At 63.2% G+C, this 13,369-nt stretch carries 13 protein-coding genes; 9 read left to right on the plus strand and 4 right to left on the minus strand.

What is annotated here, in order from left to right; translation table 11 throughout:
* Nucleotides 1–5: 5 nt before the first annotated feature.
* The 5 genes from argH (at nt 6) to BPNPMPFG_RS17780 (ending at nt 3,985) form a co-directional block, all read left to right on the plus strand.
* Nucleotides 6–1,406, plus strand: a complete 1,401-nt coding sequence (gene argH / locus BPNPMPFG_RS17760; RefSeq protein ID WP_258590029.1) for an argininosuccinate lyase — start codon at nt 6–8, stop codon at nt 1,404–1,406.
* Nucleotides 1,407–1,499: 93 nt separating this feature from the next.
* On the plus strand, nt 1,500–1,706 hold the full coding sequence (gene lptM / locus BPNPMPFG_RS17765) for an LPS translocon maturation chaperone LptM (RefSeq protein ID WP_258590030.1): 207 nt from the start codon (nt 1,500–1,502) through the stop codon (nt 1,704–1,706).
* Between the two features lie 69 nt (nt 1,707–1,775).
* Nucleotides 1,776–3,044, plus strand: coding sequence for a diaminopimelate decarboxylase (gene lysA, locus BPNPMPFG_RS17770; protein WP_258590031.1), 1,269 nt, complete (start codon nt 1,776–1,778; stop codon nt 3,042–3,044).
* 124 nt (nt 3,045–3,168) lie between these two features.
* Nucleotides 3,169–3,654 carry a BrnT family toxin gene (locus BPNPMPFG_RS17775; protein ID WP_258590032.1) on the plus strand — a complete coding sequence of 162 codons (486 nt, stop codon included), beginning with the start codon at nt 3,169–3,171 and terminating at the stop codon, nt 3,652–3,654.
* Between the two features lie 79 nt (nt 3,655–3,733).
* The gene (locus BPNPMPFG_RS17780; protein ID WP_258590033.1) at nt 3,734–3,985 is read left to right on the plus strand and encodes a BrnA antitoxin family protein; all 252 of its coding nucleotides are present in this window, start codon (nt 3,734–3,736) and stop codon (nt 3,983–3,985) included.
* 54 nt (nt 3,986–4,039) lie between these two features.
* Here BPNPMPFG_RS17780 and BPNPMPFG_RS17785 read toward each other — a convergent pair whose 3' ends face one another.
* Nucleotides 4,040–4,342: an ArsR/SmtB family transcription factor gene (locus tag BPNPMPFG_RS17785; protein ID WP_258590034.1), complete on the minus strand. Its 303-nt coding sequence runs from the start codon at nt 4,340–4,342 to the stop codon at nt 4,040–4,042.
* 49 nt (nt 4,343–4,391) lie between these two features.
* On the opposite strand from BPNPMPFG_RS17785, the gene BPNPMPFG_RS17790 reads away from it, so the two are divergent.
* The 3 genes from BPNPMPFG_RS17790 (at nt 4,392) to BPNPMPFG_RS17800 (ending at nt 8,484) form a co-directional block, all read left to right on the plus strand.
* Nucleotides 4,392–5,333, plus strand: a complete 942-nt coding sequence (locus BPNPMPFG_RS17790; RefSeq protein WP_258590035.1) for a threonine/serine dehydratase — start codon at nt 4,392–4,394, stop codon at nt 5,331–5,333.
* 116 nt (nt 5,334–5,449) lie between these two features.
* Nucleotides 5,450–8,056, plus strand: coding sequence for a TIGR02302 family protein (locus BPNPMPFG_RS17795; protein WP_258590036.1), 2,607 nt, complete (start codon nt 5,450–5,452; stop codon nt 8,054–8,056).
* Nucleotides 8,057–8,112: 56 nt separating this feature from the next.
* Complete coding sequence (locus BPNPMPFG_RS17800) at nt 8,113–8,484, plus strand: VOC family protein (RefSeq protein WP_258590037.1); 372 nt, start codon at nt 8,113–8,115, stop codon at nt 8,482–8,484.
* A 75-nt stretch (nt 8,485–8,559) separates the two neighbouring features.
* Here BPNPMPFG_RS17800 and BPNPMPFG_RS17805 read toward each other — a convergent pair whose 3' ends face one another.
* Nucleotides 8,560–9,510: an IS630 family transposase gene (locus BPNPMPFG_RS17805; protein WP_258590038.1), complete on the minus strand. Its 951-nt coding sequence runs from the start codon at nt 9,508–9,510 to the stop codon at nt 8,560–8,562.
* Between the two features lie 179 nt (nt 9,511–9,689).
* On the minus strand, nt 9,690–10,553 hold the full coding sequence (locus BPNPMPFG_RS17810; protein ID WP_258590039.1) for a LysR family transcriptional regulator: 864 nt from the start codon (nt 10,551–10,553) through the stop codon (nt 9,690–9,692).
* A 202-nt stretch (nt 10,554–10,755) separates the two neighbouring features.
* Between BPNPMPFG_RS17810 and BPNPMPFG_RS17815 the strand changes: the two genes are divergently transcribed.
* Nucleotides 10,756–11,706 carry a DMT family transporter gene (locus tag BPNPMPFG_RS17815; protein ID WP_258590040.1) on the plus strand — a complete coding sequence of 317 codons (951 nt, stop codon included), beginning with the start codon at nt 10,756–10,758 and terminating at the stop codon, nt 11,704–11,706.
* A gap of 9 nt (nt 11,707–11,715) precedes the next feature.
* Here the strand turns inward: BPNPMPFG_RS17815 and BPNPMPFG_RS17820 are convergent, their stop codons facing one another.
* The gene (locus BPNPMPFG_RS17820) at nt 11,716–13,317 is read right to left on the minus strand and encodes a tetratricopeptide repeat protein (protein WP_258590041.1); all 1,602 of its coding nucleotides are present in this window, start codon (nt 13,315–13,317) and stop codon (nt 11,716–11,718) included.
* Nucleotides 13,318–13,369: the final 52 nt, after the last annotated feature.

Raw genomic sequence — 13,369 nt, forward strand, 5'->3', positions numbered from 1 at the left:
TAGCGATGAGCGACAAGAAGACCAGCAACCAGATGTGGGGCGGACGTTTTGCCTCGGGTCCGGCCGCGATCATGGAAGCGATCAACGCGTCGATCTCGTTCGACCGCAAACTCTATGCGCAAGACATCAAGGGCTCGATCGCCCATAGCGAGATGCTGGCGCAAACGGGCATTATTTCGGCGGCCGATCAAGAAAAAATCGCTCACGGGCTGAACACGATTCTGAAAGAGATCGAGGCCGGCACGTTCGAGTTTTCCACCCGGCTCGAAGACATCCACATGAATATCGAGGCTCGCCTCGCCGACCTCATCGGTCCGGCGGCCGGCCGGCTGCACACCGCCCGCTCGCGCAACGACCAGGTCGCGGTCGACTTGCGGTTGTGGGTCAAGGACGAATGCCTTCGCGTCGCCGAGGCGCTGAAAGGGCTGATCGAGGCGCTGCTGGCGCGGGCCGAGGAGCATGCGGCGACCGTGATGCCGGGCTTCACCCATATGCAGGCGGCGCAGCCGGTGACCTTCGGCCATCACTGCATGGCCTATGTCGAGATGTTTTCGCGTGACCTGTCGCGGGTCCGCGACGCGATCGAACGGATGGACGAAAGCCCGCTTGGTGCCGCAGCACTTGCCGGCACCAGCTTCCCGATCGACCGCCACAGAACCGCCAAGGCGCTCGGCTTCCGCGAGCCGATGCGCAATTCGCTGGACAGCGTTTCGGATCGCGATTTCGCGCTGGAGTTCCTCGGCATGGCCGCGATCTGCGCCACGCATCTGTCGCGGCTGGCCGAGGAGATCATCATCTGGTCGACGCCGCAATTCGGCTTCGTCAGACTGTCGGACAGCTTTTCCACCGGCTCGTCGATCATGCCGCAGAAGAAGAACCCAGACGCCGCCGAACTGGTGCGCGGCAAGACAGGCCGCGTCACCGGCCATCTGGTCGGCTTGCTGACGGTGATGAAGGGCATGCCGCTGACTTATGGCAAGGATATGCAGGAAGACAAGGAATCGGTGTTCGATGCCGCCGAGACCCTCGACCTGATGCTGGCGGCGATGACCGGCATGGTTTCGGACATGACGGTCAACGCGGCGGCGATGAAAAAGGCCGCCGGCTCCGGCCACGCGACCGCCACCGACCTCGCCGACTGGCTGGTGCGCACGCTCGGCCTGCCGTTCCGCGAGGCACATCACGTCACCGGCCGGGCGGTGGCGCTGGCCGAAGAAAAGAAAATGGGGCTGGAGAAGCTTTCGCTGGAGGATCTGCAGTCGATCAATCCCGGCATCACGGCGGATATATTCTCGGTGCTGGCGGTGCAGAACTCGGTCAAGAGCCGGACCAGTTTCGGCGGCACGGCGCCGTCGGAAGTCAGGAAGCAGATCCGCGGCTGGAAAAAGCGCATTGCAAAGGCGTGATCCCGGATATTGCGACCAGCAATATCCGGGGTGCAATACGCTGAGAACTCGGCTAAAAGCGGCGGCTGGCAAGAATTTCGGACGGATGGATCGATGACCGGAAGCAGGATTTTGGTGACGCTGACGCTGCTGGTGGCGATTGCGGCCGTCTCGGCCTGCGGCAGGAGGGGCGCTCTCGACACGCCCTATGAGGCGGCCGTCCAGGCGCGCAAGGATGCCTCGAAGGCGCGCCAGCCCGTGCCGCCGGAGCCGGAAAAACCGGTCAAGGACAAGAAGTTCTTCCTCGACCCGCTGATCTAGAGCCGATGAGCCGGGGGTAGTCTTCCTAAACCCGGTTTCTTCGTGCTCCAACTTTCCGGAACCACTCTCGTGAACCATTTCGACTACCGCGACGGCGTGCTGCATGCCGAGGACGTGGCGATACCCGATATCGCCGCACAGGTCGGCACGCCGTTCTACTGCTATTCGACAGCCACGCTGACCAGGCACTACCGGGTGTTTGCCCAGGCTTTTGCCGGGCTCGACACACTGGTCTGCTACGCTATGAAGGCCAATTCCAACCAGGCTGTGCTGCGAACGCTAGCCAGGCTCGGTGCCGGCGCCGACGTGGTGTCGGAAGGCGAATTGCGGCGGGCGCTGGCCGCCGGCATTCCGGCTGGCAAGATCCTGTTCTCGGGCGTCGGCAAGACCGCGCGCGAAATGGACTTTGCGCTGACCGCCGGCATCCTCTGCTTCAACGTCGAATCGGAGCCGGAACTCGAGCTGCTGTCGGCGCGAGCCGCGGCACTCGGCAAGGTGGCGCCGATTTCGCTGCGCATCAATCCCGATGTCGACGCCAAGACCCACAAGAAGATCTCCACCGGCAAGGCCGAGAACAAGTTCGGCATCCCATGGCAGCGGGCGCGTCAGGTCTATGCCCGCGCCGCTCAGCTTCCGGGCATCAGGATCACCGGCATCGACACCCATATCGGCAGTCAGATCACCGAGCTGCAGCCTTTCGACGACGCCTTCGCCCTGCTTGTCGATCTGGTCGGCACGCTGCGTGCCGATGGCCATGCCATCGAGCATGTCGATCTCGGCGGCGGCCTCGGCATCCCCTACCGCGTCGACAACAATCCGCCTCCGCTACCCGACGCCTATGCCCAGATCGTCAGGAAGCATGTCACTAGGCTCGGGCTGAAAGTGATGTTCGAGCCGGGCCGGCTGATCGTCGGCAATGCCGGCATCCTCGTCTCGGAAGTGATCTTCGTGAAGGAAGGCGACGCCAAGAATTTCCTGGTCGTCGACGCCGCCATGAACGACCTGATACGGCCGACGCTCTACGATGCCTTCCACGACATAAGGCCGGTGGTTCAGCCGCCGCCCGATACGCCGCGCATGATGGTCGATGTGGTTGGCCCGGTCTGCGAGACCGGCGATTATATCGGCCTCGACCGCGACTTGCCCAGGCTGAGGGCCGGCGACCTGATTGTCGTCTCCACCGCAGGCGCCTACGGCGCGGTGCAGGCCGGCACCTACAACACCCGCCTGCTGGTGCCGGAAGTGCTGGTCGACGGCGACCGTTTCCACATCGTGCGCCCGCGCCTGACCTATGACGACCTGATAGGGCTGGATTCGGTGCCCGACTGGCTAAGGTAGACCCGCTTCATCCCGTGTTGCCATCGGGGATGAACGGCAGCTTCTCACGTATTCCTTCGCAGAAACTCAAAGAGTTCGCGTTTGTCCGGTTGCGGTGCACGCAGTCGGCAGGACAGCGGCAGGCTTGACCTCGGTCTCCCTGGCGAAAGACTTGTGTTTATGCGTGCGGCGCAGCGGCCGCGAAACATGCCCAATATGTCCCACGCACTTTCGCGGCCAAGGCGGCGACGGTCACGCGGTCGCGAACCTGAAACTTTCCTGTATATACGGAAATGCTTGTGCCGAGCGCATTTTCTGTATATACAGTAAATGGCAGCGGGGGCTGGCGATGAAGTTTGAAGGGGATGACGAAAAGGCGAAAAAGAACAAGGCAAAACACGGCGTATCTTTCGAGCTTGCCGAGGCCTTCGACTACGACAACGCCATGATCTTCGAGGATGCAAGCGAAGATCATGGCGAGGAGAGGTTCGTCGGGATCGGCTTTATCGGCAACACGATCCATCAGATCGTTTACACACCGCGCGACGGCAACATCAGGGTCATCTCCCTTCGACGCGCCACCAGACAGGAGATCAGCGACTATGTCGAATACGTCGAAACCGGTTACTAGGAGCTCCACCCCACTGAGAAAAAGGCGAGCACCGGCAGTAGCGTTGATCGGCACAAATGAGCAGGAGAGAAGGAGCCTCTTGGAACGGGCCAAGGCGGCTCTTGAGAATATGACGGACGAAGAAGACGCCGTCATCACCGCCGCGGCTCGAACGGATCCCGACGCACAGCCGAACCTGATTGCTAGACGCGGGAGGCCGCGATTGGATCACGCCAAGGTCGCAATTTTGCTGAGGCTGGATCCGGACGTCGTTGAGAGCTTCAAGAAGAGTGGTTCAGGCTGGCAGACACGCATGAATGCGGCACTGCGCCAGGCGGCCAAGCTCGACTAAGCATAGATGGCACCGCGGCACGACCCACGTGTGGTCAGGGCAATCTCTCGACCGCTACAGCCGACTCTGGATGAGCGCTTTTGTTTCGGCGATCCTGTCCTCGTCGCGGCGATAGAACGTCCATTGCTTGATGCGCTTGGCCCGCAACAGGCCGGCCTGGGTCAGCACACGCATATGTTCGCTGAGCGTCGCCTGTGTGATGCCGAGCTTCTCGGCGATCAGCAGCGCGCAAACGCCGTCCTCGACCAGATCGCCATCGACTTGGCGTGGGAAATGCGCGCGCGGGTCCTTCAGCCAGTCGAGGATCTGCAACCTGCGTTCGTTGGCGATCGCCTTGAAGACATCAACCTCTTGCATTTAGCCATTTTGCCAAGTTACTAATTGCTGTCAATCCCGGGAGATGGTCATGACCAACGGCAACACGATCACACGCGAACGCATTGCCGCGATGGAGCCGCGCATCCGGCCCTATGTGCGCCACACACCGGTGCTGCGCGTCGACATGGCCGACTTCGACCGGCCGCCGCTGGCGGTCGACCTGAAGCTCGAATGCCTGCAGCATTCCGGCTCGTTCAAGGCGCGCGGTGCCTTCACCAATCTTTTGGAGCGACCTGTTCCCGAGGCCGGTGTCGTCGCCGCATCGGGTGGCAATCATGGCGCGGCGGTCGCCTATGCTGCTATGCGGCTTGGCCACAAGGCGACCATCTTCGTTCCCGAAGTGAGCCCGCCGGCCAAGCTGGAGCGGATCCGCAGCTACGGCGCCGAGCTCATTGTCGGCGGCGCCCGCTATGCTGAGGCGCTGGCCGCCAGCGAGCGTTTCGCCGAGGAAACCGGCGCCTTGCAGATCCATGCCTTCAACCAGGAGGAAACGCTGATCGGCCAGGGCACGCTCGGGTTGGAGATCCAGAGCGATCTGCCTCACCTCGACACGCTGCTGGTCGCCGTCGGCGGCGGAGGCCTGATCGGCGGCATCGCCGCCTGGTTTGCCGGCCGCATCCGCATCATCGCCATCGAGCCGGAAGGAGCGCCGACGCTGCATCGCGCCTTCGAGGCCGGACGCCCTGTCGACGCGCCGGCCGAGGGCATCGCCGCCGATTCGCTGGCGCCAAAGCGCGTCGGCGACATGATGTTCCCGATAGCGGAGGCCTTTGTCGAACGCTCGATCCTGGTCAGCGACGACGACATCATCGCCGCGCAGAAGGCGTTGTGGAACCGGGTGCGCATCATTTCCGAACCGGGTGGCGCGGCCGCCTTCGCGGCGGTCCTGTCCGGGCGCTACGCGCCGGCACCAAGCGAACGCATCGCCGTGCTGGTCTGCGGGGCGAATGCGAACCCGGCAACCTTCTGAGCGAACCTTCGCGGCGGCCTTCACGTTTTTTCGAACTGCCTCGCCTTTGCCGTGTTTGCTGGTATTCTTCTGACTCGTGAGGCTTGGGCTATCCCGCCCGCCCCATGGAAGGGCCGATGACGCAACGACCCATCTTCAACAGCGATCGCGGCCTGGCCGGACGCCTTGCCTTGAGCCGGCTGGCGACACGGGTCTCGATGATGGTCGAGCGTGGCTGGCCGTTGCTGCTGCCGCTCTTCATCATCGCCAGCCTTTTCCTCAGCGTCTCCTGGCTCGGCATCTTCTCGCGGCTGCCGGATATGGCGCGCATCGGCCTTGTCGCCGCATTCGGCGTGGCGGCGCTGGCCGCGCTCTATCCGTTGCGCTTCTTCCGCGTGCCTGACGCCACCGAAATCGACCGCCGGATCGAGGCGGCCAATGGCTTGTTGCACAGCCCCGTGCTGGTGCAGACCGACCGGCCAAGCGGCAGGGAAAGCAGCTTCTCGCAGGCGCTGTGGCGCGAACACCAGAAGCGCATGGCCGGAAAGCTCGGCAGCCTCGGTGCCGACCTGCCGCGCACGCGCGTGCCGGAGCGCGACCCCTGGGCGCTGCGCGCGGTGGCGGCGCTTCTGCTGGTTACCGCCTTTGCCTTCTCCTTCGGACCGACCGGCGGCCGGATGGCTGACGGGTTCAATGCCCATGGCGCGCACGATGCCGTGCCGCCGCGCATCGACGCCTGGGTGACGCCGCCGGCCTATACCGGCAAGCCGCCGATCTTCCTGACCGCCGACGCCAACCAGGCAACACCGGCCTTCACCGTTCCGGAAGGCAGCGACGTTTCGCTGCGCGTCACCGGCGGGTCGGGCAAGGAAACGCTTGCCTATACCAACAAGGACGGCAATTCCCGCGCCATCGACCCGGCCAGCCCGCAAGCCGCCGCTACGGCCAAGCCGACGGCAAGCCCGGCAACGCCATCCCCGACAACGCCATCAAAGGTGCGCCAGTTCACCGGCAAGCTGACCGGCGACGGCACGCTGACGCTGAAGTCGGGCGAGGATCAGCTCGGCCGCTGGGCCTTCGCCGTCGTGCCCGACAAGCCGCCGCAAATCCGCTTCGTCGGCGAACCGAAACGCGCCGCCAACGGTGCCCTCGAGCTCAACTACCAGATCGACGACGACTACGGCGCGGCCAGCGCCAAGGCGGTTTTCGCGCTCGCCGATCCGCAGGCACCCAATGCGCATCCGCTCTATGGTCCGCCTGAAATGGCGCTCTCGCTGCCGCGCCGTGGCGGCAAGTCGAACGCCGCCAGGACGTCGAAGGACCTGACCGAGCATGTCTGGGCCGGCAGCAGCATCAAGCTGACGCTGTTTGCCACCGACGATGCCGGACACACCGCATCGAGCGAGACCAAGACGTTGCCGATGCCGCAGCGGCCATTCGCCAATCCGCTGGCGCGGGCGGTGATCGAGCAACGCCGCCTGCTGGCACTCGATGCCAACGCCAAGCCGCGTGTGCTCGACCTGATGGACGCGATCACGCTGCGGCCCGAGGACACGTTCGACAACATGTCCCACTACCTCGCCATCATGAGCGCCCGCAGCCGGCTGAAGATGGCCGTCAGCGACGACCAGTTGCGCAACGAGGTGTCCTATCTCTGGGAAATCGCGCTCGGCATCGAGGAAGGCAACCTCTCGGCCGCGGAAAAGCGGCTGCGCCAGGCGCAGCAGGCACTGCAGGACGCCATCAAGAACGGCGCCAGCGACGCGGAAATCGAAAAGGCGATGAAGGAACTGCGCGAGGCGATGAACCAGTTCCTGCAGGAATTCGCGGAACGCGCCAAGCAGAATCCCAACGCGCCGCAGATGCAGCAGAACGGCCAAGAACTGCGCCAGAGCGACATCGACCGCATGATGAACCAGATCGAGAATCTGGCCAAGTCGGGCGATCGCGACAAGGCGCAGCAATTGCTGTCGCAACTGCAGGACATGATGAACAATCTGCAGGCCGGCCGTCAGCAGCAAGGCGGTCAGCAGGACAGCGAGATGCGCCAGCAGATGGACAAGCTCGGCGAGATCCTGCGGCGCCAGCAGGAGATGATGAACGACACCTTCCGTATGGATCAGATGCAGCGCGGCGAGCGCCAGCGCGGGCAGAACCGCGACGAGCAGCTCGGCCAGAACGGTCAGCAAGATCAATCGGGCGAAAACGGCAAGCCCGGCCAGGATGGCCAGCCGAAGCCGATGACGCCGCAGGAATTCGCCGACGCGCTGAAACAGCTGCAGCAAGGCCAGGGCCAGCTGAAAAGCGATCTCGAGCAGCTGAAGAAAGGGCTCGAAGGCATGGGCATGGAGCCCAATGAAGGATTTGGCGAGGCCGGCAAGTCGATGGGCAATGCCGAGCAGGCGCTCGGCGATGGCGAAGGCGATCAGGCCGTCGGCCACCAGGGCCGCGCGCTGGAAGCGCTGCGCAAGGGCGCCAAGGACATGATGAAGCAGATGCAAGCCATGCAGGGCGATCAGGGCGGCAGCCAGGAAGGCGGCCGCCAGCAGAACGCCGACCGTGACCCGCTCGGCCGGCCGCGCGCCAGCCAGGGCCCCGATTTCGGCGATTCGGTGAAGGTGCCCGACGAGATCGACGTGCAGCGCGCCCGCCAGATTCTGGAAGCGATCCGCAAGCGGCTCGGCAATGCGCTCAGCCCCGACATCGAACGCAGCTATCTGGAACGGTTGCTCGAGCTGAAATAGGGATTGCAGCCCCGCCTTCACCCCGCCCGAAAACCCTCTCGAACGGTGGCAACACCATGCCGAAACTTGGCGCCATAACGGCCATCCTGCGCATCTTCGACATTGCCAAGGCGCGCGAATTCTATGTCGGCTTCCTCGGTTTCGAGGTGCAATGGGAGCATCGCTTCGACGACAATGCGCCGCTTTACATGGCGGTCGGCCGCGACGGCTGCGTGCTGCATCTCAGCGAGCATCACGGCGATGGCGCACCTGGCATTGCCGTGCGCATCAAGGTCGAAGACATCGCGGCACTTCATCGCGAACTGATCGGCAAAAACTACCGCTTCGCCAGGCCGGGCCTGGAAGAGACGCCGTGGAAATCCCGCGAGGTATCGGTCGCCGATCCGTTCGGCAACCGGCTGCATTTCTACGAGGATGCCGCAGGCTGAGTCTTTGTTTTGTGCATGTCGTTATCCCAAGACCGCCGCACACTCTTGAGCGACACGCACTAAAGCGTGTCGCGATTAATTGGCCTCATATCCGGCAGCCTTGAAGAAGTTTCTGCATTCGGCTGGCTCGAACAGGTGGCAGATATCGCCGAGAGCGTCGCAGAGGGCATCGAAAGTTCTGGCCGCCTTCTTTCGCAGCCGCGCCTTGAGTTTTGAGTAGGCCATCTCGATCGGATTGAGATCGGGTGAGTATGGCGGCAGGAACAGGAGCCATGCGCCCCTTTGGCGAACCAGTTGGGCAGCGCGCTCGTTCTTGTGGAAGCCGACATTATCGAGAATGACGACATCGCCGGGCGACAGTTCGGGAGCGAGCTGCGTTTCGACGTAGCGTTCGAAGATGGCGGCATTCATCGGCGCGTTGACGATCCACGGCGCGACAAGACCGTGACATCGCAGCCCGGCGATGAAGGTCTGCGTCTGCCATTTGCCGAATGGCGCATGCGTCCTGAAGCGCTCGCCCTTCGGCGCCCAGCCGGTGCGTTTGGTCAGTTTGGTATTGGTCGACGTCTCATCGATGAAGATCAGCCGCGCCAAAGCCTTGTTGAAGAAGCGCTTTCGCCGCCCGATCCACAGTTCACGCGCCTGGCGCACGTCGGCCCGCTGCTGCTCGCTGGCCAGTAGAGTTTTTTTATGACTGAGCCCAAGGCGATTGAGCAGGCGACCGACATTGGAGCGGTGCACGCTCACCCCGCGCACCTCCAGCTCGACGCAAAGCTCATCTAGCGTCAGTTCGCCGGTCTCGGCCAACCGCGAGCGGACAAACTCGGCATGCGGCTCAAGCTTGCCGCCGCCCACATGGCCCTGCCGACGCGCTTCAAGCGAACCGGTCTGCCGCCGCAGGTTGATCAGATTGTTCACAAAGCGAGGCGAAACGCGGAAATGGCGCGCAGCCTCGCGGTGACCATGTCCCTCATCGACATACGCAACAACACGCCGACGCAACTCAAGCGGTAGCGGCTTGCCCATCGCGGTCTCCTTTCAGCCGCAATGAATCACGAACTCAAATCTATGGGAATCCTGAATCCCTTAAATCGCGACACGCTTTAGAGCAGTTCACCGTTTCACGGAAACGCCGAACCGTTCTATCTCTTTGTTTTGATGCAATTCCGGACGGAAAACCGTTTCACACTTTTCCTGGAATTGCTCTAAATCTGCCTGTTGACGAACGCCTCGCGGATCGCCTCTTGCATGCCGTCGATCGCCTCGCCGGAGGCATTCGGGTTGCGATGCATGACCACATTCGAGGAATCGATGTCGCCGAACCCGTCCGCGGACGTCAGTTCGCGACAGCCGGCCGGAATGTTGCTGCGCGAGATCGGCGCGATCGCCAGCCCCGAGGTGACGGCGAGCTTGAGACCGCCGGTGGTGTCGCTGGTATAGGCGACACGATAGGCGAGGCTGCGCTGCTCCAGCGATTTGACGGCAAAATCCTTGCACCAGCCGGCCCGGTTGTAGAGGGCGATCGGCACCGGCCGCTCCTCATGCATGTGATGCAGGGTCGATGTTACCCATACGGTCGGATCGTGCATCAGCACTTCGCCGCCGGCAGGGTCCTGCCATTCGAACACCACGCAGAGATCGAGTTCGCCGGCGGCGAGCGCTGCGATCTGCGCGCCTGAGTGCGCATAGCGCACGGTAACCTCGACCTGTGTGTGGCGCTTCGAAAAAGCGCCGAGTGCGCGCGACAGGATGGCGTGGCCATATTCCTCCGGAATGCCGATGCGCACCGGCCCGCCAAGCGGCGCTGCCGCCATCGAGGCCGCCGTCTCGTCGAGCAGTGAGACGATGCGGCGGGCGTTGACGATGAGTTCGTCGCCACGCCGCGTCAGCGCGACGCCGCGCGAACCGCGCTCGAACAGGCTGTCGCCGATCAGCTCCTCGAGCTTCTTCATCTGCATCGACACCGCCGACTGGGTGCGGCCGGCCTGCTCCGCCGCCCTGGTGAAATTGCCGGCCTCGGCAATCGCCACGAAGGTGCGCAGAAGATCGCTGTCGAGGGTCGGCCGCATAGGAATCCGCCATCAGGAAATTTGATTTCAGATATCATTCCAATTCGTTTGCAACATGTCAAATGCCGGACGATAGTCCCCTCACCCCATTGGATATGCGGCCGCGAAATCGGCCGCGGACCAATTCGAAGAGTCCTCACTCATGCCCGCTGCCCGAAACGGTGGCGGGTTCTTTTTCGCTTGCAGGGAGCCCGGAAGGCACATGCAGAACCGGATGGTGCTTGGCATCCTGAGCCTGTGCCTGGGCGTGCTGGTCTTTTCTCTGCAGGATCCGCTCGTCAAAGCCGTGTCGAGCGGCTACCCGGTGACCGAGGTGATGGCGATCCGCTCGATCGTCGCCTTGCCGATCCTGATCGTTCTGGTCCAAGCCGATGTCGGCTTGCCGGCGATCCTGTCGAAGCGATTCGGCATGCTGACGATACGCGCTTTCATTCAGTTCACCTCCTATACGGTGTATTACCTGGCCATCGCCGCCTTGCCGCTGGCCGACGCGGTGGCGCTCTATTTCATGGCGCCGCTGTTCATCATGATGCTGGCAGGGCCATATCTTGGCGAGCGTGTCTCCTGGCAGACGCTGGCGACCGTGCTGATCGGGCTGTTCGGCGTCGTCGTGATGCTGCGCCCCGGCGCCGGGCTGTTCGACTGGGCGGCGCTGCTGTCGCTGGGCTCGGCGGCGCTGTACGGTTTTTCGCAGCTGATGGCCCGCAAGATCGGCGATACCGAATCGTCCACCGTCATGGCCTTCTATCAGAACGGCGCCTATCTGGTCGGCGCCGCCGTGGTTGCCGGCGCGTTCCACCTGGCCGGGATCACCCACGCCGTCCACCCGAGCCTGGAATTCCTGGTGCGGCCCTGGCTTTGGCCGACGCTGCCCGATTTTCTCAAGATGGCGGCCTGCGGCTTCGTCGCCTCGGCCGGCATGATCCTGCTGTCGCAGGCCTACCGGATGGCACCGGCCAACCGCGTTGCCACATTCGAATACACCGGCATCCTGTGGTCGCCGCTGTGGGGCTTCCTGTTCTTCGCCGAGGTGCCGCGGACGACGACCGCGATCGGCGCGGCCCTGATCATCGGCGCCGGCCTGCTCGCACTCAACTCCGAACGCCGCAAGAGTGCTCCGCCCGTGCTTGCCGCCACCAGCGACACGGCATAAGGCCCGGTGTCAGCCTGAGAGAATTTCGATGAAGCGCTGGATGATTGGTCGGGTTGGCGAATTCGTCTTGTCCAGTTCCAGGAACTTCTTGTAGGCGGCGATCGCTTCGGGCTTGCGATCGCTGTCGCGGTAGCTGTCACCCAGCGCGCTGTAGATTTCCGCCTTGTCCGGCGCGAGCTTCACGGCCGCGTCCAGCGCCCCCAGCGCTTCTTTCTGCTTGCCTAGCGCCTGCAGGCAGTGGGCATATTCCAGCCAATAGGAAGCGTTGCCGGGCTCGATCGTCCTGGCACGATCGTATCGCTCGGCTGCGGCATCCCATTTGTGCAGCAGGGCAAGCAGATTGGCGTCCTGGGCCTGCGCATCGGCATTTGCCGGCGAATAATCGGCGGCGTCGCGGAAAACCTTCTCCGCCTCCTGGTAATTGCCGTCACCGACATACATCGACGCGAGATAAGCGAAGGCCACGATATAGCCGGGGTCGAGTTCCAGCGAACGGCGCAGCAGGCTGACGCCTTGGTCCTTGTTGCCGCGATCGAGTTCGATCTTGCCGGCCTTGGCGTAGTAGCGCGGATTTTCCGGATCGAGGTCGGCCGCCTCGATCAGAAATTTTATGGCGTCGTCGGGCTTTTTGCGAGCCATTGCTATGTCGGAGAAGCCTTCGACAGCGAGCGCGTTGTGGGCGTCGCGACTGTGGACCTCCTTGAATTCGGCCTGAGCCCCATCGAGATCGCCGGAGACGCGCAGCACATTTCCCAGATTGAGCCGCGCCGGCAAAAAACCGGCGTCGAGCGCTATGGCCGCCTGAAAATCCTCGATGGCTGCCGGCAGGTCGCTGGCATTGTAGCGGATGAGACCGACGAGATTGTAGGCCCATTTCGCATCCTTGTGGTGCGAGCGGATCAGCCGCCGCGCCAGTGTGGTCGCCCGCAGCGGCTCTTTCTCGGCATCCGCCGCGATGGCGACAAACGGATCAAGGCTCGCCATGATGCTGGAGGCTGCGTCGGCAAAGTATTGCCGTTCGGGTTCGTCGCCGATCGGCGGCAGATCGATGATCTCGACCGTGTCGCGAACAACCCGCAGCCGCAAGCGCAGGCCCGCGCGGGCACATTCTTTGTCGGAACAGACGAATTCTCCCGAAATACGCGTCTCATAGGCATTGAACAGCCGGCGCACGTGAAAGATCAGCGACTCGATCGAGAAGCCGGAATCCGGGAAGGAAAATTCGACGCGGCGCGACTGCGGGATAGCGCTTATGCTTGCCTTGCTGGTCTTGGCCTTGGCCGTTACGTCCTGAAGTCCGTCCCAGACGCGGCTTGCCGCGACATCAGCGGTCAGGCCTTCCTTGCTCAGCGCCTCGGGGACGGCGATCGGCTCGATGACCACCTCATCACGGCGAAACTGGCTGACCAGCACCGGAAACACGATGATGACGGCGACCAGGAAAAGCGCGTTCAGAAAGATGCTGCGGACCGTGGTCGACCACGTATCGAAACCGGCAAGCGAAAGCCGCTCGCGCAGACGGCGTGGCCGGACCTGTGGCGGCGTCGAAGTTTGCGCGCTTGCAGGCTGTTCTCCCGCCGTCGTTTCAACCTTGCGACGCTGACGCGCCATTCGCCCACCCCAAACTGCCCCAGGTCATATTAGGTGATACGAAGATAGATTG

Source organism: Mesorhizobium sp. AR07, assembly GCF_024746815.1.
GTDB lineage: Bacteria > Pseudomonadota > Alphaproteobacteria > Rhizobiales > Rhizobiaceae > Mesorhizobium.

Bases quoted from the DNA above. Each gene is read 5' to 3' on its own strand.
- argH (WP_258590029.1), top strand. From the start codon at position 6: ATGAGCGACAAGAAGACCAGCAACCAGATGTGGGGCGGACGTTTTGCC.
- lptM (WP_258590030.1), top strand. From the start codon at position 1,500: ATGACCGGAAGCAGGATTTTGGTGACGCTGACGCTGCTGGTGGCGATT.
- BPNPMPFG_RS17785 (WP_258590034.1), bottom strand. From the start codon at position 4,342: ATGCAAGAGGTTGATGTCTTCAAGGCGATCGCCAACGAACGCAGGTTG.
- BPNPMPFG_RS17790 (WP_258590035.1), top strand. From the start codon at position 4,392: ATGACCAACGGCAACACGATCACACGCGAACGCATTGCCGCGATGGAG.
- BPNPMPFG_RS17795 (WP_258590036.1), top strand. From the start codon at position 5,450: ATGACGCAACGACCCATCTTCAACAGCGATCGCGGCCTGGCCGGACGC.
- BPNPMPFG_RS17800 (WP_258590037.1), top strand. From the start codon at position 8,113: ATGCCGAAACTTGGCGCCATAACGGCCATCCTGCGCATCTTCGACATT.
- BPNPMPFG_RS17805 (WP_258590038.1), bottom strand. From the start codon at position 9,510: ATGGGCAAGCCGCTACCGCTTGAGTTGCGTCGGCGTGTTGTTGCGTAT.
- BPNPMPFG_RS17810 (WP_258590039.1), bottom strand. From the start codon at position 10,553: ATGCGGCCGACCCTCGACAGCGATCTTCTGCGCACCTTCGTGGCGATT.
- BPNPMPFG_RS17815 (WP_258590040.1), top strand. From the start codon at position 10,756: ATGCAGAACCGGATGGTGCTTGGCATCCTGAGCCTGTGCCTGGGCGTG.
- BPNPMPFG_RS17820 (WP_258590041.1), bottom strand. From the start codon at position 13,317: ATGGCGCGTCAGCGTCGCAAGGTTGAAACGACGGCGGGAGAACAGCCT.